Annotated in this window: 28 protein-coding genes; 15 read left to right on the top strand and 13 right to left on the bottom strand. The window is 57.8% G+C overall.

What is annotated here, in order from left to right; genetic code table 11:
* Positions 1-15: 15 nt before the first annotated feature.
* The 9 genes from murB to KZO34_RS02430 form a co-directional block, all read right to left on the bottom strand.
* Positions 16-1,041 carry a UDP-N-acetylmuramate dehydrogenase gene (gene murB, locus KZO34_RS02390; protein WP_219473022.1) on the bottom strand — a complete coding sequence of 342 codons (1,026 nt, stop codon included), beginning with the start codon at positions 1,039-1,041 and terminating at the stop codon, positions 16-18.
* Positions 1,038-1,517 carry a low molecular weight protein-tyrosine-phosphatase gene (locus tag KZO34_RS02395; protein WP_219473024.1) on the bottom strand — a complete coding sequence of 160 codons (480 nt, stop codon included), beginning with the start codon at positions 1,515-1,517 and terminating at the stop codon, positions 1,038-1,040. The genes murB and KZO34_RS02395 overlap by 4 nt, the downstream gene beginning before the upstream one ends.
* The gene (gene kdsB / locus KZO34_RS02400; RefSeq protein ID WP_219473026.1) at positions 1,514-2,302 is read right to left on the bottom strand and encodes a 3-deoxy-manno-octulosonate cytidylyltransferase; all 789 of its coding nucleotides are present in this window, start codon (positions 2,300-2,302) and stop codon (positions 1,514-1,516) included. The genes KZO34_RS02395 and kdsB overlap by 4 nt, the downstream gene beginning before the upstream one ends.
* Before the next feature lie 24 nt (positions 2,303-2,326).
* Positions 2,327-2,515 carry a Trm112 family protein gene (locus KZO34_RS02405; protein WP_219473028.1) on the bottom strand — a complete coding sequence of 63 codons (189 nt, stop codon included), beginning with the start codon at positions 2,513-2,515 and terminating at the stop codon, positions 2,327-2,329.
* Between the two features lie 19 nt (positions 2,516-2,534).
* A complete protein-coding gene (gene lpxK, locus KZO34_RS02410) occupies positions 2,535-3,563 on the bottom strand; it encodes a tetraacyldisaccharide 4'-kinase (protein ID WP_219473030.1) in 1,029 nt (342 codons plus the stop codon).
* Positions 3,560-5,338 (bottom strand): lipid A export permease/ATP-binding protein MsbA, encoded by a 1,779-nt coding sequence (msbA, locus tag KZO34_RS02415; protein WP_219473032.1) that lies wholly within the window; start codon positions 5,336-5,338, stop codon positions 3,560-3,562. Before msbA ends, lpxK begins: the two co-directional genes overlap by 4 nt.
* Positions 5,335-5,760, bottom strand: coding sequence for an ExbD/TolR family protein (locus KZO34_RS02420; RefSeq protein ID WP_219473034.1), 426 nt, complete (start codon positions 5,758-5,760; stop codon positions 5,335-5,337). Before KZO34_RS02420 ends, msbA begins: the two co-directional genes overlap by 4 nt.
* A gap of 5 nt (positions 5,761-5,765) precedes the next feature.
* Complete coding sequence (locus tag KZO34_RS02425) at positions 5,766-6,392, bottom strand: MotA/TolQ/ExbB proton channel family protein (RefSeq protein ID WP_219473035.1); 627 nt, start codon at positions 6,390-6,392, stop codon at positions 5,766-5,768.
* A gap of 72 nt (positions 6,393-6,464) precedes the next feature.
* Positions 6,465-8,849, bottom strand: a complete 2,385-nt coding sequence (locus KZO34_RS02430) for a DNA internalization-related competence protein ComEC/Rec2 (RefSeq protein ID WP_308318814.1) — start codon at positions 8,847-8,849, stop codon at positions 6,465-6,467.
* Between the two features lie 137 nt (positions 8,850-8,986).
* Between KZO34_RS02430 and KZO34_RS02435 the strand changes: the two genes are divergently transcribed.
* Positions 8,987-9,532, top strand: coding sequence for a DUF2062 domain-containing protein (locus KZO34_RS02435; protein WP_219473037.1), 546 nt, complete (start codon positions 8,987-8,989; stop codon positions 9,530-9,532).
* Here KZO34_RS02435 and KZO34_RS02440 read toward each other — a convergent pair.
* Together KZO34_RS02440 and KZO34_RS02445 are read right to left on the bottom strand one after the other, a co-directional pair.
* Entirely contained in the window at positions 9,520-10,230 is a 711-nt protein-coding gene (locus tag KZO34_RS02440; protein WP_219473039.1) for an ABC transporter ATP-binding protein, read from the bottom strand. The two genes, KZO34_RS02435 and KZO34_RS02440, sit on opposite strands and share 13 nt — an antisense overlap.
* A complete protein-coding gene (locus tag KZO34_RS02445) occupies positions 10,223-11,464 on the bottom strand; it encodes a lipoprotein-releasing ABC transporter permease subunit (RefSeq protein WP_219473041.1) in 1,242 nt (413 codons plus the stop codon). The genes KZO34_RS02440 and KZO34_RS02445 overlap by 8 nt, the downstream gene beginning before the upstream one ends.
* A 121-nt stretch (positions 11,465-11,585) precedes the next feature.
* Here KZO34_RS02445 and KZO34_RS02450 point away from each other — a divergent pair, with 121 nt between their 5' ends.
* The 9 genes from KZO34_RS02450 (at position 11,586) to infA (ending at position 18,584) form a co-directional block, all read left to right on the top strand.
* Positions 11,586-12,173 (top strand): PilZ domain-containing protein, encoded by a 588-nt coding sequence (locus KZO34_RS02450; protein WP_219473050.1) that lies wholly within the window; start codon positions 11,586-11,588, stop codon positions 12,171-12,173.
* Between the two features lie 107 nt (positions 12,174-12,280).
* A complete protein-coding gene (locus KZO34_RS02455; protein ID WP_219473051.1) occupies positions 12,281-12,583 on the top strand; it encodes an outer membrane protein assembly factor BamE in 303 nt (100 codons plus the stop codon).
* 110 nt (positions 12,584-12,693) lie between these two features.
* The gene (locus KZO34_RS02460; RefSeq protein WP_308318758.1) at positions 12,694-13,746 is read left to right on the top strand and encodes an agmatine deiminase family protein; all 1,053 of its coding nucleotides are present in this window, start codon (positions 12,694-12,696) and stop codon (positions 13,744-13,746) included.
* A complete protein-coding gene (locus tag KZO34_RS02465) occupies positions 13,743-14,666 on the top strand; it encodes a carbon-nitrogen hydrolase (protein ID WP_219473055.1) in 924 nt (307 codons plus the stop codon). The genes KZO34_RS02460 and KZO34_RS02465 overlap by 4 nt, the downstream gene beginning before the upstream one ends.
* Before the next feature lie 7 nt (positions 14,667-14,673).
* Positions 14,674-15,585 carry an AAA family ATPase gene (locus tag KZO34_RS02470; RefSeq protein ID WP_219473058.1) on the top strand — a complete coding sequence of 304 codons (912 nt, stop codon included), beginning with the start codon at positions 14,674-14,676 and terminating at the stop codon, positions 15,583-15,585.
* 141 nt (positions 15,586-15,726) lie between these two features.
* A complete protein-coding gene (gene trxB, locus KZO34_RS02475) occupies positions 15,727-16,680 on the top strand; it encodes a thioredoxin-disulfide reductase (protein WP_219473061.1) in 954 nt (317 codons plus the stop codon).
* Between the two features lie 175 nt (positions 16,681-16,855).
* A complete protein-coding gene (gene aat / locus KZO34_RS02480) occupies positions 16,856-17,569 on the top strand; it encodes a leucyl/phenylalanyl-tRNA--protein transferase (RefSeq protein ID WP_219473063.1) in 714 nt (237 codons plus the stop codon).
* Positions 17,570-18,283 carry an arginyltransferase gene (locus KZO34_RS02485; protein ID WP_219473065.1) on the top strand — a complete coding sequence of 238 codons (714 nt, stop codon included), beginning with the start codon at positions 17,570-17,572 and terminating at the stop codon, positions 18,281-18,283. It begins immediately after the preceding gene.
* An 82-nt stretch (positions 18,284-18,365) separates the two neighbouring features.
* Positions 18,366-18,584, top strand: coding sequence for a translation initiation factor IF-1 (gene infA, locus KZO34_RS02490; protein ID WP_014421226.1), 219 nt, complete (start codon positions 18,366-18,368; stop codon positions 18,582-18,584).
* A 120-nt stretch (positions 18,585-18,704) separates the two neighbouring features.
* Here infA and clpA read toward each other — a convergent pair whose 3' ends face one another.
* Positions 18,705-20,975 (bottom strand): ATP-dependent Clp protease ATP-binding subunit ClpA, encoded by a 2,271-nt coding sequence (gene clpA / locus KZO34_RS02495; RefSeq protein WP_219473066.1) that lies wholly within the window; start codon positions 20,973-20,975, stop codon positions 18,705-18,707.
* An 18-nt stretch (positions 20,976-20,993) separates the two neighbouring features.
* Positions 20,994-21,353 (bottom strand): ATP-dependent Clp protease adapter ClpS, encoded by a 360-nt coding sequence (clpS, locus tag KZO34_RS02500; protein WP_257900287.1) that lies wholly within the window; start codon positions 21,351-21,353, stop codon positions 20,994-20,996.
* Positions 21,354-21,669: 316 nt separating this feature from the next.
* Between clpS and KZO34_RS18765 the strand changes: the two genes are divergently transcribed.
* The 5 genes from KZO34_RS18765 (at position 21,670) to hflD (ending at position 25,156) form a co-directional block, all read left to right on the top strand.
* Positions 21,670-21,981 (top strand): cold shock domain-containing protein, encoded by a 312-nt coding sequence (locus tag KZO34_RS18765; RefSeq protein WP_219473068.1) that lies wholly within the window; start codon positions 21,670-21,672, stop codon positions 21,979-21,981.
* A gap of 226 nt (positions 21,982-22,207) precedes the next feature.
* Positions 22,208-22,846 carry a pseudouridine synthase gene (locus KZO34_RS02510; protein WP_219473072.1) on the top strand — a complete coding sequence of 213 codons (639 nt, stop codon included), beginning with the start codon at positions 22,208-22,210 and terminating at the stop codon, positions 22,844-22,846.
* The gene (locus tag KZO34_RS02515) at positions 22,843-23,292 is read left to right on the top strand and encodes an NUDIX hydrolase (RefSeq protein WP_219473074.1); all 450 of its coding nucleotides are present in this window, start codon (positions 22,843-22,845) and stop codon (positions 23,290-23,292) included. Before KZO34_RS02510 ends, KZO34_RS02515 begins: the two co-directional genes overlap by 4 nt.
* Positions 23,293-23,330: 38 nt before the next feature.
* Positions 23,331-24,521, top strand: a complete 1,191-nt coding sequence (gene mnmA, locus KZO34_RS02520; protein WP_308318815.1) for a tRNA 2-thiouridine(34) synthase MnmA — start codon at positions 23,331-23,333, stop codon at positions 24,519-24,521.
* The gene (gene hflD / locus KZO34_RS02525; RefSeq protein WP_219473078.1) at positions 24,518-25,156 is read left to right on the top strand and encodes a high frequency lysogenization protein HflD; all 639 of its coding nucleotides are present in this window, start codon (positions 24,518-24,520) and stop codon (positions 25,154-25,156) included. The genes mnmA and hflD overlap by 4 nt, the downstream gene beginning before the upstream one ends.
* Positions 25,157-25,179 lie beyond the last annotated feature (23 nt).

Raw genomic sequence — 25,179 nt, forward strand, 5'->3', positions numbered from 1 at the left:
CGGAGCCCGGCGTCGCTAGCCTATGACGCCGGGCTCCATCTCAAGCTCCACGCCGAACCTTGCCTTTACCGAATCCCGTATTTTTCCAGCCAGCTCAAGAATATCGTGCCCGGTGCCCCCGGAGTGGTTGATAAGCACCAGGGCCTGGCGATTGTGAACGCCGACCCGCTGGTTCCTGAATCCTTTCCAACCGCACTGATCAATCAACCAGGCGGCTGCCAGCTTGACGCCCTGGGGCTGTGGATAACCAACGACGTCCGGATAGGCGGACCGGAGACCTTCGTATTCAGCCGAAGCCACCACAGGATTCTTGAAAAAGCTGCCAGCGTTGGGAATAAGATCGGGATCAGGCAGCTTGCGCCGCCGAATGGCCATGACAGCTTCCGCCACATCAATCGCACTCAGCTCGGACCGAGGGCGATCACCCAGGTACTCCTCGAGATCCCGATAACCTAGCTGCAGCGGCTTGTCCCGGGAAAGTCTGAGGCGCACCTCCAGAATTGCGTAGTGGCCCGGCAACTGTTTGAACAGACTATCCCGGTATGCGAAGCGGCATTCGTCATTATCCAGCCGGACCACTTTGCCAGCCTGGCGATCCAGTGCTGTTACGGACTCCAGTGTGTCACACAATTCCACTCCGTAAGCGCCGATATTCTGGACCGGGGCCGCACCCGCGGTGCCCGGTATCAACGCCAGGTTTTCGATTCCCCGGTACCCAGCCCCGGCAGCATAGAGCACGGCCTCGTGCCAATTTTCACCGGCACCCAGTACCAGGGTCGCTTCATGGTCCCTGGCGCGCTCCCAATAGCGACCGCGCACACAGATCCGAATGACCAGACCGTTAAAATCGCCATTGAAGACCAGGTTGCTGCCACCACCGAGGATCAGGACCTTGATACTCCGCTGTTCAGCCCAGGCAAGGGCGTCCATCAACTCATCAGCATCGCTGACGTCCTGATAGAATCGCGCAACAGCAGGCACATGCAGGGTATTGAGATTGTCGAGTTCCACGTACTCGCTCGGTTCTGCTTTGTGGCTCAAGCCAGACGCTCCCGAATCTTGGCCAACAACCCTTCTCCAGCCTCATGAATCAAATCCAGGACCAATTCGAACCCCTCGTCGCCGCCATAATAGGGATCGGGTACCTCCTCGTGCGTCGACTGTCCGTAGCTGAGAAACAGGGCGGGACGAGTACCACCTGTGCGATGCCAGACTTCGCTGACCTCCGCCAGATTCTGATGGTCCATCACCAACACGTAATCAAAGGCTTCCAGGTCGTCGGCAGCGAACTGGCGGGCCCGCAGCCTGCTGATATCAATGCCGCGCTTGCGGGCGGCCTGTGTCGCCCGCGCATCCGGAGCCTTGCCAATATGCCAGTGGCCAGTGCCGCAGGAATCAATCTCAATCCGGTCATCCAGACCCGATTCTTCAACCAGCGCGCGGAACACGCCTTCAGCGCTGGGAGATCGACAGATATTCCCCAGGCAGACGAAAAGAACGCTTATTCGATCGGTCATTGCACCCTCCCGGAGTCCAGCCACGCCCTGATCCGTTCCAGGTCCGCCTCGGTATCGACGCCAGCGGGCGGCTTTTCCGCCGCCACGTCCACGTGAATTCTGGCACCATTATAGAGCGCCCGAAGCTGCTCCAGGGACTCGACCCTCTCAGTAGGAGCCGGAGCCCAGTTGACGAATTGCCCCAGCACACTGGCGCGGTAGCCATAAATACCAATGTGGCGGAAGTAGCCAACACCATCCGGCAAAGACACGTCCGCCCCAGCCAGCGGGCGACTATCCTGCCAACGATCGCGGGCCCAGGGGATCGGGGCCCGGCTGAAATAGTGGGCCATGCCCTGATGATCGAAGACGACCTTTACGACATTGGGATTGAAAACGTGTTCAACGTCATGAATGCGCTCGCAAAGGGTCGCAATTGCGGCATCAGGATAGCGCTCGAGATTGTCCGCGACCTGATTGATCAGGGCGGGCGGAATAAGTGGCTCATCCCCCTGTACGTTCACCACTCTGTGGTCCGGCGCGAAGTCCAACTTTCTCGCAACCTCTTCCAGACGATCAGTGCCGCTGGCATGGTCAGGTGACGTCAGGACCACATCGGCTCCGAAGCGCTCACAGGCCGACCGGATGCGTTCATCATCAGTCGCTACGACTACCCGGTCCGCACGGCTTTCCAGGGCACGTCCATAGACATGCTGCACCATGGGTTTGCCGGCAATCTCTGCCAAGGGCTTTCCGGGTAGGCGACTGGAAGCGTATCGGGCCGGAATAACGACAGTAAAAGACATGGGTAAAAATCCTGAACGGGTGACTTAACGCTTATCGAGACGCTCGTCGGTCGTGAGTGTCCGGGCTTCGCTCGCCAGCATTACCGGTATCCCTTCACGAATCGGAAAGGCCATGGCGTCCTGATAGCAGACGAGTTCGGTGCGGGCATCGTTCAGTTTCAGATCGCCCTTGCAAACCGGGCAGGCCAGCATTGTCAGCAGTTTTTTATCCATGATGTTTTCTCACCAACGTTTAAGAGATTATCTGTTCGGAACCTTGCCGGATTCTGGCGATCACCGACGCGATGAATTCAGGAGCCAATCGGGCCCGAACGGAAAACACCCAGGTATTGTCCGTGGCGAAGCCTCGACATTTCACCGCGTCCTTGGCCGTCATGACCACCCACTGCCCGCTTTCTACTTCCAGATCGGCGGGCCTGAAATCATGATGATCCGGAAAAGGTATGCCTTCCACAACCGCTCCGAGATCCCGCAGCGTGTCAAAAAACCGCTCCGGGTTGCCGATACCTGCCACCGCCCGAACGGCTTGCCCCTTCAGATCGTCCAATGGGCGTGATTCTCCGGTTTTCAGGTTGGTCAGTGAAAACGGCTCAAGCGCCATGGTGTAAATCTGCGGATGCTCAATGCCATGGAAGGACTCGATATGCTCGCCACCCTCGAACTCACCGCCGTTGACGACCACAAAATCTACTGAAGAAAGCCGTGACACTGGTTCGCGCAGCGGTCCAACCGGGATGATGGCGCCGTTGCCGATGCCCCGCACACCATCAAAAACCGCTATTTCGAGGTCTCTGGGGAGCGCATAGTGCTGCAGGCCGTCGTCGCAGATCAAGAGATCTCCGAGCCCTTGTTCAAGGGCCCAGACTGCGCCTCGTCGGCGCTCGGGGTCCACCACGACCGGCGCCCCGGTAGCCCGGGCGAGCATTACCGGTTCATCCCCCGTCTGGGCAGGCTCGCTGTCCTCTTGCACAAGCAACGGGTATCGCGGAGATTTGCCGCCATAGCCCCGACTGAGCACCACCGGCCGCCATCCGGCCGACCGGAACTCGGCAACCAGCCAGGCGGTCAACGGTGACTTTCCGGTACCGCCCGCAGTGATGTTACCCACAACCACGACAGGTACCGGCAACTCCTCATCCCGGGCATCCCAGGCCTTGCGCCGTCTCGAGGCTGAAACCGCCTGGTAGAGCCAGCTTAGTGGCGCGAGAAGCCGCAAGGGGCGACCGCTCCCGTACCAAAACCGGTCAACCAGGGAACTCATGCCGATTCGCTGAACTGCATCTGATGCAACTGGGCGTAAGCACCACCCGCAGCCAGCAACTCGTCGTGGCGGCCTGATTCCACAATCCGCCCGTTATCCATGACCAGAATCCGGTCTGCTTTCTCGATCGTGGACAGGCGGTGCGCAATCACCAGTGTGGTCCGCCCTTCCATCACCGTTTCCAGGGCATCCTGAATGTGACGTTCGGATTCGGTGTCCAGAGCCGACGTCGCTTCGTCCAGAATCAACACTGGCGCATCTTTCAGCAGTGCCCGCGCAATCGCCAGCCGCTGCCGCTGGCCGCCTGACAGCATGACACCATTATCACCAATCATGGTGTCCAGGCCTTCCGGCATACGATCAATGAACTCAAGAGCGTGAGCCTTGGCAGCGGCTTCGCGAATTTCCTCGCGAGTACAGTCACGCAAGGCGCCGTACGCAATGTTGGCGGCGATCGTGTCATTGAACAGCACGACACTCTGGGTCACCAGGGCAATCTGGGCGCGCAGGGCCTTAAGGGAATAATCCCGAAGGGAGTGGTCATCAATCAGAATGTCGCCGCCGGTGTATTCATAGAATCGCGGCAACAGGCTGACCAGTGTCGATTTTCCGCTGCCGGATCGGCCGACCAGAGCCACACTCTGCCCCGCCGGAATGGTCAGGGAAATGCCTTCCAGTACGTTGTCGAGTTGATCCCTGTATCGGAACGAGACATCATCAAAGCAGATGCTTCCCTCAACCCTGGTCGGGGCGAACGTGCCCGGATCCTGTTCCGGGCGCTCATCGATGGTTTCGAATACGTCGTAGGCCGCGGCAACACCCTTCTGGATCTTGGCATGGACAGAGGTCACCTGCCGGATGGGTTTGGCCATCGTGGTTGCCGCAGTAATGAACGCAACCAGCTGGCCCGTGGTCATCTCACCGCGTATTTCCGGCGCCAGCATGGTCCAGACGAGCGCCGCGATGGCGATTGCCACGAGAACCTGAATTACCGGCACACTGATCGCCTGGGTCGAGGCCATTTTCAGGCTCTGCTTGAGATTTCGGTCGTTGACTTCACGAAAGCGCTGCTGCTCATAGTCTTCGCCACCGAACGTGCGGACTACCCGGTAACCGGCGATGGATTCTGAAGCCACGTGGGTTATGTCACCCATGGAGCCCTGTATCCGCTTGCTGATTCTACGAAAACGTTTGCTGGCATAGCTGACCACGCCACCGATTATGGGCCCAACAGCAAGGAAGATCAGTGTCAGTTTCCAGTTGGTGTAGAGCATATAACCCAACAAACCGGCAATTGTCAGGCCTTCCCTGAGGGTAATGGTCACCGCGTTGGTGGTCGCTTCCGCTACCTGCTCCACGTTGAACGTCAGCTTTGAAACCAGTCGCCCGGCCGCATTGTCGTCGAAGTACCGGGATGGGAGGGTCAGAAGCCGGTCAAATACATCGTTGCGCAGCGCATTGATCACCTGGCGTCCGACATAGCTAATAAAGTACTGACTCATGAAGGTACCGAGCCCCCGAAAAGCAAAGACGCCCACAATCACGAGTGTTAGTAGCAGCCGGTTGTCATCAGTAGGATTCTCGATCGCCGCTATCACGTATTCCATGGCTGCGGCCATGCCGGTGGATGCCGCCGCATAGATAACGTTGCCGACCACCGCGAGCGCAAACGCCAGCCAGAAAGGCTTCACATACGCCAGAAGACGCTTGTAGGTTTCCCAGCTGCCGGACGGTGTTTCCGGGGGCTGCGTAGCAAGCGGTTCGGTGCTGCTCACGGGCTTTCAGCCTCCCGCTCGGTGGTAATGCTCAGTTTGGCAAACCCGAGCCGACCGGCAACGTCCATGGCACGAACCACAAACTCATGGGGCGTGCGAGCATCCGCGGTGATGATGTATGGAAGCGCATTGTTGCCTTCAGCCAATTCCCGAACGCCTCTTTCAAGAGTCTCCCGTCGGTTGTTGACGAGGGTCCGGTCGTTCAGGATGTATTGTCCCTCGGCATTGATCACCACATCAATCTGCTTCACCTCTGCTGGTGACACCGGCTCGCCGCTGGCTTCCGGGAGCTCGACCTGAAGGTGGCTCTCACGAGTAAAGGTGGTGGAAACCATAAAGAAAATCAGCAGCAGGAATACCACGTCGATCAGTGGCGTCAGGTCTACCGCGACTTCCTGACTTCTCTGGCGCTTGAACTTCACGGTGTTCAGGCTCCTTCCACGTCAATTTCGCGGTCTCCGTGGACTACCTCAACCAGCTTGATCGCTTCCTGCTCCATGCTGACCACCAGTTCGTCTACCCGCCGGATAAAGTAACGGTGGGCAATCAGGGCGGGTATCGCAACACTGAGCCCGGCCGCGGTGGTAATCAGAGCTTCGGAAATACCCCCTGCCAGGTTGCCGGCATTGCCGACGCCGGCCAACTGAATCTCGGCAAAGACCTTGATCATGCCAATCACGGTTCCGAGCAGGCCAAGAAGGGGCGTAATGGTGGCAACCGTACCCAGTGGGTTCAGGAAACGTTCAAGGTCATGAATGACCTGACTGGCTTCGTGCTCGATGCTCTCTTTCATGATCTCACGACCGTGCTTGGCATTGAGCAGACCGCCGGCAAGAATCCGGCCCATGGGAGAGGACCCCTGGAGCGCTTTCAGCTTGCGGCCATTGAGCTCTTTCTTCTTGATCCAGCGCCATAACTCGTTGACGGTCTGGGATGGAGCAACCCTGGATGCGCGAAGGGTCCAGAAACGCTCCATAATGATGGCTAGCGCCAGAATGGAACACGCAACAATTGGCACCATCAAAATGCCACCGGCTTTCAACAGCTCGAACACGCTCGGTCTCCCTGATAATTTACAAGCCGCGCTACTTTAGCATAGCTGCCGTTGGAGGCCACACCCGTTATGTCACGGTATTTTACATCCGGCCCGGGCCTGATCCGCACCGCTAATCCAGAATGGCGCATCGCGTCGCTTTTCTTTGATGGTCAGACGGTTATGGTCAATGGCCAGAATCAGCATTCCGGAACAGGCAGTACTGAAGGAACGGCCACCCCGGCTCCGGTATCGGGCCGTCACCATTGGATGTGGGTGCCCGAATCGATGGCGGTACCCCGCCGAGTAAATCACCACGTCCGGGCTTAGCGAATCCACCCAATTCACTGACGAGGAGGTTCTGCTGCCGTGATGAGGCGCGAGCACCACCCGAGTCACGCCACTTGCCAAGTCGGCAACCTCGTTCAGATAGGCTAGATAGTGTGCCTCTACATTCGCGCCGATATCCCCCGGGAGAATCCACTCGGTGCCTGATTCCGGGTGCTCTATCCTCAGCACACAAGAGGCATCGTTGCCTTCACGCCTTCCCGGCGCCCGCCAGTAGCTGACTTTCAGACCGCCCAACATTTCACTGCCCTGCAAACAGGGGACAACCGGGAAACTGGCCGGACCATCCAGCTTTTGCCTCACGTCAGGAACTTCACCTGACACCAGCTGCCCTATTTCCAGCGAATCCGTCAGCAAAGCGAGACCGCCAGCGTGATCGCTGTCCGCGTGACTGATCACCAGTGTATCGATTCGACGAACGCCCAAGGCTTTCAGGTTAGGCAGCAGTGTGGATTCTACCGATGAAAACACCCCCGGTACCGCCGGCCCCGTATCGTAGAGGAGAACCTTATCCCCGGCGCGCACCAACACCGACAAGCCTTGCCCCACGTCCCAGATTCGTACCTCGGGCTCAGGCATTGCCCGGTTCGACGACGACTGCAGCAGAGCGAGCCCCAACCAGGACAGAATTGCCAACACTCCGGCCACCCGGCCACCCCGAAACGGCATCCGGAACAGCACCAGGACAAGGCAAGCCAGAAACGCGACCTCCACCGGCCCGGCGTCGAGTTCGGGTGACCCGAGCTGCGCCAGCTCGGTGAGCAGACTCCATAGGACGCCCAGTACCGTATCGAATACACCGGTCACGACCCCGGCCCCCACTGGGACAGCTGCCACCAACAAGCCTCCGACCACGAGCACCGGCATAACGACCGTCGAAACCAGGGGGATGGCAACCAGGTTTGCCAGCCCGCCAATCAAGGGCTGATCCTGCCCGAAAACCTGAAGCACCGGCCAGAGGCCCGCAAATACGGCACACTGTGAAACCAGCAGTGCCCTGAGCCAGCCGGAAACCGCCAGGGCACCTGCGAAGACATAGATCAGCACCGAGACCGCACTGAACGAGAGCCAGAATCCCTGATCAAGAGGTGCAAACGGATCCAGCAACAGGATAACGGCCAGAGCCAGGACCAAGGCGTGCCACGCCGCCCTCTGCCGGGCGAACAACAAGGACCAGCCCCCAACCACCACCATCAGCAAGGCTCGTCGGGTCGGCACAGTGAAACCTGCGGCCAGCGCGTACAGGAGGCAACACAGCATCACGACCATGAACACAAGCGCGCGTTGAGTTGCCTCATTCAGACGAACCGGCGGCAATGCCAGCAGGAGTCGCTTGACAATGAGCCCGGCACCCAGGGCAATAAGCCCGAGGTGAAGGCCTGAGATGGCAACCAGATGGACCGTCCCCGTTGCCTGCAGAACCTGCCAGTGGGCATTAGTCATAGCGCCCCGATAGCCCACCAACAAGGACGCAATCAGCGGCAGGTGTTCAGCGTTGGCAAACCTCACTTCAACCCAGCGGGCCAGCCCGGCATGGACCTGTCGATAGAGGCAATGGAGACCGCAGCGGATCGTGTCATCCGGCTCGACGGCGCGCACGGTTCCGGTTGCACGATAGCCCTTCCGGAACAGCCAGTCCTCGTACCGAAACCCTTCGTCATTCAGCGTTCCGTGAGGACGCTTCAACACAACCGAGAGCCTGAGACGATGAGCGGGAAGCTTTGATACCTCTGCCCCGTACCAGGCCAACCGGAGCAGTCTGGGCACAGGCCGGGCTTGGCCTCTGTCCTTCGGAAGGTCGTGCCAACGCGTGACACAGAAACTGAATCGCAGACTTCGGAAGCTTCCGGGAGCAGGCACGTCACAAACGTAACCGGACACCGACACCCTCTGGCCCTCGGCACCCGCCGGTAACTGCTCGCTCAAACGCTGGCTGGCATGCCAGCCTGCCCAACCACTCCCCAAGGCCAGCGCCATAACCACAAGGGCACCTTGCCGAAGCATCGGACGACGGGAACGTACCGCAATGCAAAAAGAAGTGATAAAGCACGCCACGAACCATTCTGGTGGTGGCAACACCGATAACCGATACAGTAAGATAACGCCGCAAGAGAAGGCGAAAACGCCCACAACTGCTGTACCGTGCCCCTCCAGGGGCCGGCGTTGATCATTTGAACTTCCGGACAATCCTTGTCCTCCCGGTTTGAGACATCACCGGCAGCATCCTTGCTACCGGGTTTTACACTTTTCAACAGGCAGCGCTTCCAATGCCAAAGAAGTTCATGAAACGCTATCTGCCATCACCGGAGAAGGTGCAAGCGATGAAGTCGCTGCGCTTTCTTGGCGATATCCTTCATGAACCCAACCTGTGGCACATCAATCGACACAGTGTCGCCCGTGCTTTCCTGGTGGGCATATGGTTCTGCTTCATACCCATGCCCTTCCAGATGCTCGGCGCGGCGCTCTTTGCGATCTGGTTCAACGCGAACCTGCCGCTGTCCGTGGTCCTGGTCTGGATCAGCAATCCGGTTACCATGCCGCCGATCTTCTATTTCAACTACAAAGTCGGCGCCTGGATTCTCAACCGTCCGGTACTCAACTTTGAGTTCGAGCTCTCCTGGGCCTGGATCAGCGAACGAATACTGGATATTGGGATTCCGCTGTATCTCGGCTCGCTGATCATAGCCACCATTTCAGCCTGCGTGGCTTACCTGACCATCCAGTTTCTGTGGCGCCGAAAAATACGCTCGGACTGGCAAGAAAGGCGGATCCAGCGGATCCGGCGCAGTCGAGCGGCGGATCAGTTCTCCTGAATCAGCCGCCCCTGCTCCAGTCGCAAGACCCGCCCCAGACTCCGCGCCATCCTCATGTCGTGGGTCACCATGACGAACGAGATGCCCAGCTGATCGCGAAGCGCTTCGATCAACTCGCGTACACCTTCCCCGGTGTGCTCGTCCAGGTTGCCAGTGGGCTCGTCCATTAACACGCACTGAGGCTCATTGACCAATGCCCGCGCAATCGCAACACGCTGACGCTCACCGCCGGACAACTCACCTGGCTTGTGGGCCAACCGCTCTGCCAGTCCCACGCGGGCCAGCAATTCCCCGGCCTTCTTCCTCGCAGCATTGACAGCCATACCGCCCAGCGCGCACGGCATCATCACATTCTCAAGTGCCGAAAATTCCGGCAGCAGGTGATGGAATTGGTAGACAAAACCCAGGTGCCGATTCCGAAAACGGGCCCGACCAGCCTCGGACAGCCGGTGAATATCTTCACCACAGATAGCAATCTGGCCGGATGACGGTCGATCCAGGCCACCGAGCAGGTTCAACAAGGTCGTTTTGCCGGCGCCACTGCTGCCAACGATTGCGACCGTCTCTCCGGACGCCACCTGCAGGGAGATATCGGAAAAGATCGTCAGCCTTTCCGGCCCTTCGGTGTAGGTCCGGGTAACCTGTCGACAATCGATCACAGGCGCGGAACTCGGCTGCATCGTGTTCTCCTTACTCATAACGCAGCGCCTCCGCCGGATCGACCCTGGATGCCCGCCACGCAGGATAGACAGTTGCCACCAAGCTCATGGCGAGACCAGCACCACTGATTATAGAAACATCCTGCCACTGCAACTGGGAAGGCAGGTAGCTTATGAAATACACGTCAGCACTCAGGAACTGGTGCCCAAGGACCCCCTCGAGCCACGAGATAAAGGCACTTATGTTCAGTGCGCCAATGACACCCAGCGTCGTGCCAATCAGAGTACCGAAAACGCCGATGACCGCCCCCTGAACAATGAAAATCCGCATGATTCTCCCTGGCGTAGCGCCCATGGTTCGCAAAATTGCGATATCTGCGGTCTTGTCCGTCACCACCATTACCAATGTGGAGACAATATTGAAGGCCGCCACTGCCACGATGAACATCAGCAGCAAACCAATCATCGTTTTTTCCATCCGAATCGCCTGGAACAAATTGCCGTGGGTCCGGGTCCAGTCAGAGATGTAATAGCGCCCTTCCAGCATTCGAGCCGCCTGCTCTGCCACCTTCGGAGCAGCAAACAGGTCGTCCACCAGCAACCTCACCCCGAGAGCCTTGCCACCGGTACGCATTAGCTTGGAGGCATCGTCCATATGCACGAGCGTGTAGTTGCCATCCAGCTCCGCGCCCACACTGAAGATGCCTTTGACAGTAAACCGCTTGAGCCTTGGCAACACTCCGGCCGGCGTTACTGACGCCTCGGGCAGGACCACTGTAATCTTGTCACCCAGCTGAAGCCGCATGCTGGCCGCCATCAGGCGCCCGATGATAATCCCGAACTCGCCAGACTTGAGATCATCCAGGCTCCCCTCAATCATGTGATTCTCAATGATCGAAACCGTCCTCTCCTGTTCCGGCAGCACGCCGTTTAGCAGAACGCCCCGAACGTTACCCCCTCCGGTGACCATCCCCTGCCCCTGGATAAAGGGCGCGGCAGCCAGGACCCTCGGATGCTGCTGGACTTGCTGATCAACCGATTCCCAATCCTGCAGAGGGCCGGAGCCCTCAATCACCGCATGGGGAACCATGCCGAGAATTCGCTGTTTGAGCTCCCGATCGAAGCCGTTCATAACCGAAAGCACGATGATTAACACCGCGACCCCCAGCATCAGGCCGATCATGGAAGTCAGTGATATAAAGGAGATAAAGTGATTACGACGTTTGGCTGCGGTGTACCGCAAACCAATGTAAAACGATAAGGGTCTGAACATGGGGAGGCGCCTGTCGCTACCTTCAGGTCTGTCGTGGTCTGGTTTTCCCAACCGTCTTCCAGCGACGCGGGAAACTGCTAAACTGTTCTATACCAATAAAAATTTCGTTGTCGGAGTCAGAATGCCGTCACCCAGCACACCCAGTGAACCGGTGGAGTATACCTCCGAACGTCGGGATTTCTTCCGTATCGAAGATCGAATCGGCCTGGAAATCCGAAGGCTTTCACCTAACACCTCCCCCGAGGAAGACGCTTTTGATGGTGATCACCTGGAAAGTCTGAAAGCCGAATTCCGGCGACTGGATCAGGATGTCAGATCGCAGCTCGCCAGTCTCGCTGAGCGAGACCGCCTGCTGACCGGACTGATCAAGTCCCTGAATGGCAAGCTGGATACGCTTGCGCGCATTATGACCTTTGAGCAAAATCCGTTGCAACCTGAAGACTGGCAGGAGGTCACCCTGAGTGAGGGTGGCCTGGCATTTTCCAGCAGCACCCCGGCATGGGCGATCGGCGACCGCCTTGCCATCCGCATGACCCTGCCGCCAGAACTTTTTCAGCCCCGGGCGATCGCACAGGTTATTGACGTGCAGCCCGACAGCACGGGCGGCGCCAGGGTCCATACCGAATTCGAGCGCATTCAGGACAGTGACCGCCAGCAAATTGCACGACATGTGATGCGCTGGCAGATTCGGCAACGTCAAAAAGAGTAACCTTGGAAAAACAGGTGACTTTTGCTTGTCCTTTTAAGATATTACGCTTTATCCATGTCCTTCCGGATGAACCCCGGGAGGCACCAGGCATTAATGGAGATCATTCAATGAATAAACACAGAATAAGACTGAGCACTCTGGCTCTCGCGACGACGCTCACCCTGTTTCCGGCGAGCGGTCTGGTAGCCGAGCAACTCAGTATTCCCGTGGGCTCCCAGGCCGATCGCGAGCTGGTCAGCACCCCCAAAACCGGGATGAGCCAGGCGTCCGTGCGGGCCACCTGGGGAGACCCACTTGAGGTGATGGGCCCCGTGGGCGAACCTCCGATCACCCAATGGCACTACCGCAACTTTGTGGTCTATTTTGAACACGACCGCGTACTCCATGCCGTGCTCAAGCCCAACCGCTGAGACTTAACAAAAAACAAGGTCTAGCAGGTAGCAAATTCCCGGCACAGATCCTGACGCTGCGCCCACCGCTGGTTAGAATGGCGGCTTTTACAATTCAAGGTGGCTCTAAAGTGACATCCAGACGTGTGTTGCCCGCCGAATGGGCTCCGCAAAGTGCAATAATGCTGACATGGCCCCATGCGGGAACCGACTGGGCCAAGGTTCTTGATCAGGTAGAGCCGGTTTTTACAGACATTGCCAAGACCGTTCTGCGCTTCGAGCACCTGCTGATAAGCTGCGAACATGTGGCCCGGCTCCAGCAACTTGAGCAGACCCTGAATGGCTACGCCCGGCAACACGGGCTGCCCGGACGGGCCATCGCCGTTCCGGCGCCCGCAAATGACACCTGGGCGAGGGATCACGGCCCTCTGACCGTACAAACCGAGGACGGCCTGGCACTTCTGGACTTTCGTTTTAACGCCTGGGGCGGCAAGTTCCCGGCAGAAAAAGACAACGCCCTCAACCGACATCTTGCAAACGCCGGCGCCTTCGGGGCCACGCCTTTGCAGCCGGTTGACTTCGTGCTGGAGGGCGGTTCAATCGAATCCGATGGTCAAGGCACCATACTGACCACGAGCGAATGCCTGCTCACACCAACCCGCAATCCATCCGAGGACCGAACGGCCATCGAGAGACTCCTTGCCGAGTTATTTGGCGCGGACCGCGTCCTCTGGCTGAACCACGGTTACCTGGCCGGTGACGACACCGACAGCCATATCGACACCCTGGCCCGCTTCTGTGCTCCGGACCACATCTGTTATGTCGCCTGCTCCGATGTTGCCGACGAGCACTACAGCGCTCTGGCCGCCATGGAAGAAGAGTTGCAGGAATTCCACCAGCGCGACGGAAGCCCTTACCGACTGACGGCCCTGCCCTGGCCTGACCCGATCCACGACGAGGATGGCAACCGCCTTCCGGCGACCTACGCCAACTTTCTGATTATCAATGGTGCGGTGCTGGTACCCACCTATGGGGTGCGCCAAGACGACGAGGCCATCGCCATTCTTGAAGACGTGTTCCCTGATCGGGAAATCATTCCGATCAACTGCCGGGCACTGATTCTCCAGCACGGAAGCCTCCATTGCGTCACCATGCAGATTCCGGCAGGAGTGGTTTCTCCATGAGCAACAACGCCACCCCCCAAACTCTGAACCTGGCTGCTGTCCAGCAGGCCTGCACGGACGACAAGGCTGCGAGTCTTGCCACGACTGAAAAGCTGGTCAGGGAGGCCGTCGCCAATGGTGCGGAGCTGGTTGTCCTGCAGGAACTACACGCCACCCTGTATTTCTGCCAGACGGAAGACACGGACGTCTTCGAACTCGCCGAGCCTATCCCGGGACCAACCAGTCAGAGACTGTCCGATCTCGCACGGGAGCTGGGCATTGTCCTGGTCGGATCCATTTTCGAGCGCCGGATGAATGGCGTGTACCACAATACTGCAGTGGTTTTCGAGAAGGACGGCTCTATAGCCGGCCTGTACCGCAAAATGCACATCCCGGACGACCCGGGGTTCTACGAGAAATTTTACTTCACGCCGGGCGATGCCCAGTTCAACGACGGTCGCAGCGGGTTCACACCCATCCATACCTCCGTCGGCAAACTGGGTGTACTGGTGTGCTGGGACCAGTGGTATCCGGAGGCGGCCCGATTGATGGCGCTGGCCGGCGCTGAAATCCTGATCTACCCCACGGCCATTGGCTGGGATATGACGGATGATCCGGAAGAGCAGGTGCGACAGCTCGAGGCCTGGGTAACGGTGCAGAGAGGCCATGCTGTCGCCAACAACCTTCCGGTCGTTGCACCGAACCGCGTCGGAACAGAACCCGATCCTTCCAATCAATCGGACGGCATTCGTTTCTGGGGTAACAGCTTCATCTGTGGTCCGCAGGGCGAATTCCTTGCGCGCGCGGACGAAAACAGTGAATGCATTCTGGCCACCACGCTTGACCGCACACGCAGTGAATCGATTCGCCGTATCTGGCCGTATCTGAGAGACCGTCGCATCGACGCCTACGGCGACATTCTCAAGCGTGTGAGGGACTGACGCCATAATGAAAAAACTGGTCGACACCGTTGTCAGCGAACTGAACCAGATATTGCTAGGCAAAGAGCAACAGGTGCGTCTGGCACTCTGTGGCCTGCTGGCCAGAGGCCACCTGCTGATCGAAGACATCCCAGGCATGGGCAAGACCACCCTCTCCCATGCGCTTGCCAAGATCATGGGGCTCTCCTACCAACGCATCCAGTTCACGAATGATCTGTTGCCGGCCGACGTACTTGGCTACTCCATGTACGACAAGGAAGCCGGCAGCCTGGTATTTCATCCGGGCCCCATTTTCGCCCAGATCGTACTGGCCGACGAGATCAACCGCGCCTCGCCGAGAACCCAGAGTGCCCTGCTCGAAGCCATGGAAGAGCGGCAGGTATCGATTGAGGGGCAGACCCGGCCCCTGCCCCAGCCATTTTTCGTGATTGCAACCCAGAACCCCATAGAACAGGGGGGCACCTTTCCTTTACCGGAATCCCAGCTCGACCGTTTTCTGATGCGCCTGCGCCTCGGTTACCCGGACCCGAGGGCAGAGAGGGAGCTGTTGGAGGGCGAGGATCGCCGCGCCATGACTGATCGATTGCAGGCTCTCCTGCCCCAGAAGGAACTGACCACACTTCAGGAGGCCGTCAACCGCGTAAAAGCCAGCCCCGCGCTGCTGGACTATGTTCAGCGTCTGCTGGAACAGAGCCGTCGCATGCCGGGACTGCTTTATGGCCTGTCACCCCGGGCCGGCCTCGGTCTGTTGAGAGCGGCAAAGGCATGGGCTCTGATGGAAGGGCGCCATCATGTCCTGCCCGATGACATTCAAGCCGTGTTCCCGGCGGTTGCAGAACATCGCCTTGAACAGGGAGAGTCCGGCAAGAGTGCAGAACGGGTTAGGCAACTTCTCGCCACGGTTTCCGTCCTTGAATAAATAGCAAAGTTTTATAAGCAGAATTGGCCAATTCGAATGGCAGGCTGCCTCATTCGTGTTAGCCTTCTGCCCGTTCTCCGCAAATTTGAGCCCATCAAGGGCATCAACGTCGTACCCGTTTTTAGTGAGAGACAGACACAAATGAGCGAAACCAAACATTCCCGACTGATCATTCTTGGTTCCGGCCCTGCCGGTTACACCGCCGCGGTTTATGCCGCCCGTGCCAACCTCAATCCCACCCTGATCACAGGCATTGAGGTCGGCGGCCAGCTCACCACCACCACCGATGTGGACAACTGGCCGGGAGACAACGACGGCGTTCAGGGGCCCGAGCTCATGCAGCGCATGCTCAAGCACGCAGAGCGCTTCGAAACCAGCATTGTGTACGACACCATCAATGAGGCCGACCTTCGCGAGCGACCATTCCGCCTGAAGGGCGATGGCGGCGAATACACCTGCGATGCGCTGATTATCGCAACCGGTGCCTCGGCGATGTATCTGGGCCTCGACTCCGAGGAGAAATTCAAGGGCCAGGGCGTGTCTGCCTGCGCCACCTGTGATGGTTTCTTCTACAAGAAACAGAAAGTTGCGGTGATTGGCGGCGGCAACACTGCCGTGGAAGAAGCGCTGTACCTTTCCAACATTGCCGATGAGGTAACTCTGGTACACCGCCGGGACAGCCTCCGTGCCGAAAAAATCCTTCAGGACAAGCTGTTCGAGAAAGCCGAGAATGGCAACGTCAAGATTGTCTGGGATCATACCCTTGATGAAGTCCTGGGCGATGGCACCGGCGTAACCGGCATGCGGATCAAGAGCACCAAAGACGACTCAACCCAGGAGCTAGACCTGGCCGGCGTCTTCATTGCCATCGGTCACAAGCCCAACACCGACCTGTTCCAGGGTCAACTTGACATGGAGAATGGCTATATCCGCATCCGCTCCGGTCTTGAAGGTATGGCCACCCAGAGCAGTATTCCCGGGGTGTTCGCCGCTGGTGACGTGGCAGACCATGTGTACCGCCAAGCGGTCACCTCAGCCGGTTTCGGCTGCATGGCGGCACTGGACGCAGAAAAATTTCTGGACCAGCAGGACTGAACTAAACTGCCAATAGACGTTCAATAGTTTGGCAAGGCCTGCGGGTGCCAATTGCTGAAATTGTGCGAAGCCACGGACGGCGTAGTGTGCAATGAAGCATCTTCATGCCATTGGCGCCCACGGACCGAGATCCAGAACCACATACCATGCAGGCAAACTCCCAAACCGGAGCAGGATGACCTCACTACCCTGGCTTGACCCGGACCAACTCTGGTTCCCGCCCGCAGACGAAGCACTGGACGATCCCGACGGCCTGCTGGCCCTCGGTGGAGACCTGTCTACCGAACGACTTCTCCTTGCCTATAAAAACGGGATCTTTCCCTGGTACAGCGACGACCAGCCGATACTCTGGTGGTCCCCAAATCCGCGCTGCGTCCTCGTTCCCCACGACATTCACGTTTCCCGCAGTTTGCGACGAACATTGAATCAGGGGCGATTCAGTGTCACCGCAGATCACGCTTTTGGCCGCATCATTCGATTGTGCGCAACCACCCGGGCCGAAGGCACGTGGATCACCGAAGACATGATTGCCAGCTACTCCGAACTTCACCGCGAGGGGTACGCGCATTCAATCGAGGTCTGGAACCGCGCCGGTGAGCTGGCGGGGGGCATGTATGGACTGGCAATCGGCCAGTGCTTTTTCGGCGAGTCCATGTTCTCGCTTGAAACAAACGCCTCAAAGGTACTGATGGTCCACCTTGCCAATCAACTCCGGGAATGGGATTACAAAATGATGGACTGCCAGGTGGAAAGCCATCATCTGCTCACGATGGGGGCCCGTAGTATTCCCAGAAGCGAGTTTTTATCTATACTCAGGGCATGTGTCGATCGGGAACCGGCTCGGCACAACTGGACATTTCGCTGGCAATGGTCTGGTCCGGAGGCGTGAATGAGCAATCTGAGAACATTGGTGTTCTTCGCAACCCCACCTCATGACTGCAGTTACCTCCCGGACCGTGAAGCGACCACCATGTTTGTCGACCCCAGGGCCCACATCGACAAAAAGCTGTATAGCCAGCTAACCGCGCTGGGCTTTCGGCGAAGCGGCTCCCATTACTATCGACCCCATTGTGAAAGCTGCAATGCCTGCATTCCAGTCAGACTGAGGGTGGATGATTTTGAGCCTGACAGAAATCAGAAGCGCGTGCTCCGGAAAAATCGCGACCTCGAATTCAATTTGGTCCCGGCCAGTTTCAGCGAGCAGTATTACCGGCTTTATGCGGAATACATTGAGGAGCGTCACAAGGACGGAGACATGTATCCGCCGTCCAGGGAACAGTTCACCTCCTTCCTGGTGGATGGTGCTACGGATTCCTGGTTTCTGGAAATCCGGCTGGAGAGCGAGCTGGTCGGCCTTGCCGCCATCGATCTGCTCGACGACGGCCTGTCCGCCATCTATACCGTGTTCAAGCCGGCACTCGAACACCGCAGCCTCGGCACTTACGCCATTCTCTGGCAGATAGACGAAGCAAAGCGGAGGGCACTGCCCCACTTGTATCTGGGCTACTGGATTCGGGAATGTCGCAAGATGAACTACAAAACCCGCTTCACGCCGATTGAAGCGCTGCGGGATGGGCACTGGCGAACCATCGATTTGAACTGATTTTTGCCAAATGCCGATAATTCAGGCAGAATTGCGCAATTTAAAATCACGAGAAGTACATTCCAAGAGAGGTTTCTACTGAATGGCGAAATCAGATGTCATTGAAATGGAAGGCGTTATCATCGACACCCTTCCAAATACCATGTTCCGTGTTGAACTCAGCAACGGCCACGTGGTGACTGCTCATATTTCCGGAAAGATGCGCAAGAACTACATCCGTATTCTGACCGGAGACAAGGTCAAGGTTGAGCTGACTCCCTATGACCTGAGCAAGGGCCGCATTGTGTACCGCGCCCGTTAAGGCTTTCTGGCATCTGAAAAGCCCCGCTTCGGGGCTTTTTTTGTTTCAACCGCTCGGAGAGCATAAAAAAACCGCTGCCTGTTGGCAGCGGTTTTTTGTTGGTTAACGAAAGATCCCGGGCTAGACCGCTTCCGCGGGCTCATCCTCGTAATCAAACACCAGGTCGTCATCACGCAGGTGGATGTAGACATCCCCGCCCTTCTCGGACAGCCGCCCGAACAAGATCTGTTCCGCCAGCGGACGCTTGATCTTATCCTGGATCAGGCGCGACATCGGGCGCGCACCCATGGTGACATCGTAGCCCTTTTCAGCCAGCCAGACCTTGGCATCCTCGTCCACATGAAGGACAACATGTTTCTCGTCGAGTTGCGCCTGCAACTCGGTGAGGAACTTGTCGACCACGTGAGTGATGGTGCTCTTCTGCAGATCGGCAAACTGGATAATGCCATCGAGACGGTTCCGGAATTCCGGGGTGAACGTCTTGCCGATGATTTCCATGCCATCCGTGCTGTGGTCCTGCTCGTTGAAGCCAATTGAGCGGCGGGCCATGCTTTCGGCACCGGCGTTGGTGGTCATCACAAGGATCACGTGACGGAAGTCGGCCTTGCGACCGTTGTTGTCGGTCAGCGTACCGTGGTCCATTACCTGCAACAGCAGGTTGAACACTTCCGGATGGGCTTTTTCGATCTCGTCCAGAAGCAACACGCAATGCGGGTGCTTGTTGACCGCTTCGGTCAGCAGGCCGCCCTGGTCATACCCCACATAACCCGGAGGTGCACCGATCAGGCGGGACACGGTATGCCGCTCCATGTACTCGGACATGTCAAAGCGGACCAGCTCGATACCCAGAACCTTGGCCAACTGTTTGGTCACCTCGGTCTTGCCCACGCCGGTAGGACCGGCAAACAGGAATGCGCCTTCCGGCTTTTCCGGGGCCTTCAAACCGGCTCTGGCCAGTTTGATTGCCGTGGACAGCGACTCGATGGCGGGGTCCTGACCGAAGACCACCATCTTGAGATCCCGCTCCAGATTGCGCAGCAGGTCCTTGTCACTGGTGGAGACATTCTTGGGCGGAATGCGGGCGATGTTGGCAACGACATCCTCGATGTCAGACACATCAATCGCCTTTTTCCGCTTATTTTCCGGCTGGAGACGCTGCCGGGCCCCGGCTTCATCGATCACGTCAATGGCCTTGTCCGGCAAATGACGATCGGTGATATAACGATCTGCCAGTTCGGCAGCCACGCGCAGTGCCTTGTCGGTATATTTCAGGTCGTGATGTTTCTCGAAGTTCGGCTTGAGGCCCTTCAGAATCTGGTAGGTATCCTCAACGCTTGGTTCATTGACATCGATCTTCTGGAAGCGACGCGCCAACGCACTGTCCTTCTCGAAAATTCCGCGGAATTCCTGGAAGGTGGTGGAACCAATGCAGCGGATCTCGCCCGAACCAAGCATGGGTTTCAACAGGTTGGACGCATCCATGACACCGCCGGACGCGGACCCGGCGCCGATGATGGTATGAATCTCGTCAATGAAGAGAATGGCGTGCTTTTCTTTCTTCAGCTCCGCCAGCAAGCCCTTGAGCCGCTTCTCGAAGTCACCGCGGTACTTGGTTCCCGCCAGCAGCGCTCCCAGATCGAGCGAATACACCACCGCGTCCGATATGATTTCAGGAACCTGGCCATCCACGATACGCTTCGCCAGGCCTTCGGCGATTGCGGTCTTGCCGACGCCCGCCTCGCCAACCAGCAATGGATTGTTCTTGCGCCGACGCACCAGGATCTGAACAACCCGTTCAACCTCGTGCTCCCGGCCGATCAGGGGATCGATCCGGCCCTGACGGGCCTGTTCATTCAGATTGGTCGCGTAGCTCTCCAGTGGCTTGGAATGCCCACCCTCTTCGCCTGCTTCATCGGGAGCTGCCTGATCATGACCTTCCTGATCTTCAGCACCCTGAACCCGGGAAATTCCATGGGAGACGAAGTTGACGACATCAATGCGCGCAATGCTCTGTTTTTTCAGAACATAAACCGCCTGACTCTCCTGCTCACTGAAGATCGCAACCAGGACATTCGCCCCGGTCACTTCTTTCTTGCCCGAGGACTGGACATGGAAAACCGCCCTCTGCAGCACACGCTGGAAACCCAGGGTCGGCTGAGTCTCCCGCTCACTGTCGTTACTGGGAATCAACGGCGTGGTGGAATCGACAAACTCCACGAGCTCTTCCTGAAGCCGCTCGAGATCTGCTCCACAGGCTTTCAGAACACCCACCGCCGACTCATTGTCTAGCAGGGCCAACAGTAAATGCTCGACCGTCATAAACTCATGACGCTTGTCCCGGGCATTTTTGAAGGCCGTATTCAGCGTAATTTCAAGATCTTTGCTCAGCATGGGCCACCCCAACGTCTGTCAGTCCGCACGTTCAATCTCGCAAAGGAGCGGATGTTCGCATTCCGAGGAATACTGGTTCACCTGTGCCGCCTTTGTTTCTGCGATGTCTCGGGTATATACCCCACATACGGCTTTTCCTTGCGTATGGACGAGCAGCATCACCTGCGTCGCCTTTTCTTCGTTCATACCGAAGAAGGTCATCAACACGTCCACCACAAAATCCATGGGCGTGTAATCGTCGTTCAATAACACCACGCGATACCTCGCCGGGTGCTTCAGGGCGGGTTTTTCGGGCGCAACGCTGAGATCGTCCTGTCGTCCCGGTTGTTCGTCCTCCCCTTGATTAAATACTAGTAGAGAATCTTCGATAGTCCGCATCATTCTTTACCGGTTTATCGGTGCCCTTGCTGTAATGTGGTTGTCAGTACCCGTGTTTTCAAGCGAAGCCGAAAAACCGGGCGTGAGATATTTATCACTACGATCATGATACCGGTTCCGGACCGCGTTCAACCACACATTCCGGCAATAGAAACTATTGACTCATCGCGCCGTTTGGTCGAAAGTTAACTTGCATTGTTAAATAATGTAAATTCATACGAGCTTTACGTAACAGGACCCGAGTCGGGCAATTACGACCGGAATGCGCACTGCACCAATAATAAAGTGTGACAGCACATGGACAGGGGAGTTCATCATGCCAAGAGGCAAGGTCAAGTGGTTCAACAATGCCAAAGGGTACGGTTTCATTATTGAGGATGGCTGCAGCGATGACCTGTTTGCCCACTTTTCGTCGGTACAGATGGACGGTTACAAGACACTGAAAGCCGGCCAGACCGTAACCTTTGACAAAAAACCCAGCGATAAGGGCGTTCACGCAATCAACATTGTTCCGGACGAACAGCCCCAAAAACAGTCTCAGGATAGCTCTGGATCGTCGGCCGAGAAAAAATCGGGTTCGGACGATTCCGGCCGGGGCGACTACCCGCCCCGAGCAGCGAATGCCTGACTGAGTTTCGCTGAATGTTCCGGCGCGCCTACTGGCCTACCAGTCGAAAGGTAGGCGCACCCAAGCCGGTATGAGTCAATCCAGCTCGGTCGAAGCCCGGGCAAGGTTTTGTTTGTGCCCTGAAAAACACCCCTTAGAAGACAAACCGGCCCGCTTTGCCATTCACCTCTGTTGCAGTACCCTTCCAGTCCTAACCCAACCTAACACCCCGGATGCACTGACTGGAATGGCCGATCTGATTCTTTTCAATAAACCGTTTCGAGTTCTGAGCCAGTTCACAGATGACCGCAAGGATCCGTCCAAGCCAGTCCGGGCAACCCTGGCAGATTGGATCTCGGTGCCCGGCATCTATCCGGCGGGCAGGCTTGATTACGATTCGGAGGGACTTCTGCTGCTAACGGGCGACGGCGCGCTCCAGCATCGAATTGCTTCGCCGTCGCGGAAAATGCCCAAGACCTACTGGGTACAGGTGGAAGGCCTGATTACCGACGCCGCGCTGGCCCAGTTGGAGCGCGGCGTCAGCCTCAAGGACGGCAACACCGCGCCCGCCAAAGCCGCCAGACTGGACGAGCCCTCAGTCTGGGGAAGAACCCCGCCGGTTCGGCATCGGGACTCCGTGCCGACCAGCTGGCTGGAACTCACAATCACCGAAGGCCGAAATCGGCAAGTCCGCCGCATGACGGCTGCCGTCGGCTTTCCAACACTCAGACTCATCCGCTACCGTGTGGGAGACTGGACCCTGAACGGTTTGAATCCCGGCGAATTCCGAACTGTCGCGGTACACGTTCCCGCGCCCAGGCCTCGCCGGAAGCCCACGACGGCCAGAAAGTCAGGCAAGCCAACAAGGAGCGCCAAAAAACGATGACCTGGACCCCTCACGCCACCGTTGCCGTTATCGTAGAAGACCAGCAAGGCCGCTACCTCGTTGTCGAGGAACATAGTAGCGGTCGCATCGTCTTCAACCAGCCCGCAGGCCATGTTGAAGAGGGTGAAGCCATTCTCGACGCCGTCAGACGGGAGACCCTGGAAGAGACCGGCTGGCGCGTTGAACCGGAACACTTTCTCGGTGTTTACACCTACAAGGCGCCAGCCAATGGTGTTACCTACTACAGATTCTGTTACTCCGCCCGCGCCCTGGAACACGTCACAGACGAGCTCGACACCGGCATTATTGCCGCACACTGGATGCATCTGGAAGACATACGCCAGTTGGGGGACAAATTACGAAGCCCCCTGGTCCTGGAGTGCATAGAAGATTACCGAAACGGTCGTCGCTTTCCTCTGGATGTCGTTGTGGATGCGCAGACGTAACGACTGACAAATGATAAACTTGGCGGCTTTTCAGGCAGATTGAAGTATTCATGACACACGCAACCGAAACACGTCCCACAGCACGCACCCGAGTGATCGTCGGCATGTCCGGCGGTGTGGACTCGTCTGTCGCAGCCTGGCTGCTGAAAGACCAGGGTTACCAGGTCGAAGGGCTGTTCATGAAGAACTGGGACGAAGATGACGGTACTGAATACTGCACGGCCATGACCGACCTGGCAGACGCGCAGGCGGTTGCCGAGACCATCGGCATCAAGCTTCACACCGCCAGCTTCGCCGCCGAGTACTGGGATCGGGTGTTTGAACACTTTTTGTCCGAGTACACCGCTGGACGCACGCCCAATCCCGACATCCTTTGCAATAAGGAAGTAAAGTTCCGCGCGTTTCTGGATTACGCCGTTACCCTGGGGGCCGACTACATAGCCACCGGGCACTACACGCGTCAGCGTCCGCTCGATGATGGCTCGGGCAAAGCCCAACTGCTCAAGGGGCTCGACCCCAATAAGGACCAGAGCTACTTTCTGCACGCGGTCTCCGGCGAACGGATCGCCCGAACCCTGTTCCCGGTGGGAGAGCTGGAAAAACCGGAAGTCCGACGGATTGCCGAAGCCCAGGGCTTTGTCACCCACGACAAAAAGGACTCCACCGGTATCTGTTTCATCGGCGAACGCAAGTTCACTGACTTCCTGAAGCAGTATCTTCCGGCCCAGCCCGGTGACATCGAAACGCCGGACGGCAAGGTTATTGGCCGACATCAGGGCCTGATGTACCACACCATCGGACAACGCCAGGGGCTTGGGATCGGCGGACTCAGCGATTTCGGAGACCAGCCCTGGTACGTGGCGGAAAAGGACCTCGACAGAAACGTGCTGATCGCGGTGCAGGGCAAACAGCACCCGCTGCTGTTCTCTCGAGGGCTTGTATCCGGCCCCATTGACTGGGTGGCAGGCGAAGCACCAGCCCATCGCTTCCGTTGCAAGGCCAAGACCCGCTACCGGCAGCCGGATCAGGACTGCGAAGTCCAGGTTCTGGAGCACGGCGTCAAGGTGATCTTTGACGATGCCCAGAGGGCCGTCACGCCTGGTCAGTCGGTCGTATTCTATGACGGCGAGGTTTGTCTGGGCGGTGGTGTAATAGAAGAAACCTGGCGCGATGGCGAAGCACTGCCCGCGCGTGTAGCCGCATTGCCACAACAGGAAGCCGGTGCATGAGCCGTACCCTAAACGATCAAACCCTCGCACTGGCAGGTGTGTTCCAGGCCGCCAACCTGGTCCAGCAGATCGCCCATAACGGCCAATGCACGGAGGCCAGCCTGGAAACCTGCATCCGCTCCCTGTTTGCAACGGACCCGGCATCAACCCTGGACGTGTACGGTGGTGATCTGGCGGATATCCGCGAGGGCCTGGTCACGCTCTCGTCGGTCCTGAGCGAGCAGAGCAAACAGCAGGACATTGAAGTCTTGCGTTACGTACTGAATCTGATCCACCTTGAGTCAAAGCTCAACCGTCGACCGGATATGCTGGACGTGATTGGCAGCCGAATCGATCAGGCCCGGCACACGGCCAGTCATTTTGGCTACACGCACGGCAACCTGATCAGCAATCTTGCTTCAATCTATGCAGACACCATCAGCACCTTCCGCCTGAGAATCCAGGTCAGCGGCAACCCCACTGTGCTGCAGCAGGAGGAGAACGCCGCGAGGGTTCGCGCCCTGCTCCTTGCGGGCATTCGTTCAGCAGTACTCTGGCGCCAGACCGGTGGCCGGCGGTGGCAGTTGATCTTCGCCCGCAAAAAAGTCATCCGGCACGCCCGGGAACTCGCAGAGCAAGCCAATCGGCCCCTGTAATTCCAATACAACTGCTTCGGACG

This window comes from Marinobacter sp. F4206 (assembly GCF_019392195.1).
GTDB lineage: Bacteria > Pseudomonadota > Gammaproteobacteria > Pseudomonadales > Oleiphilaceae > Marinobacter.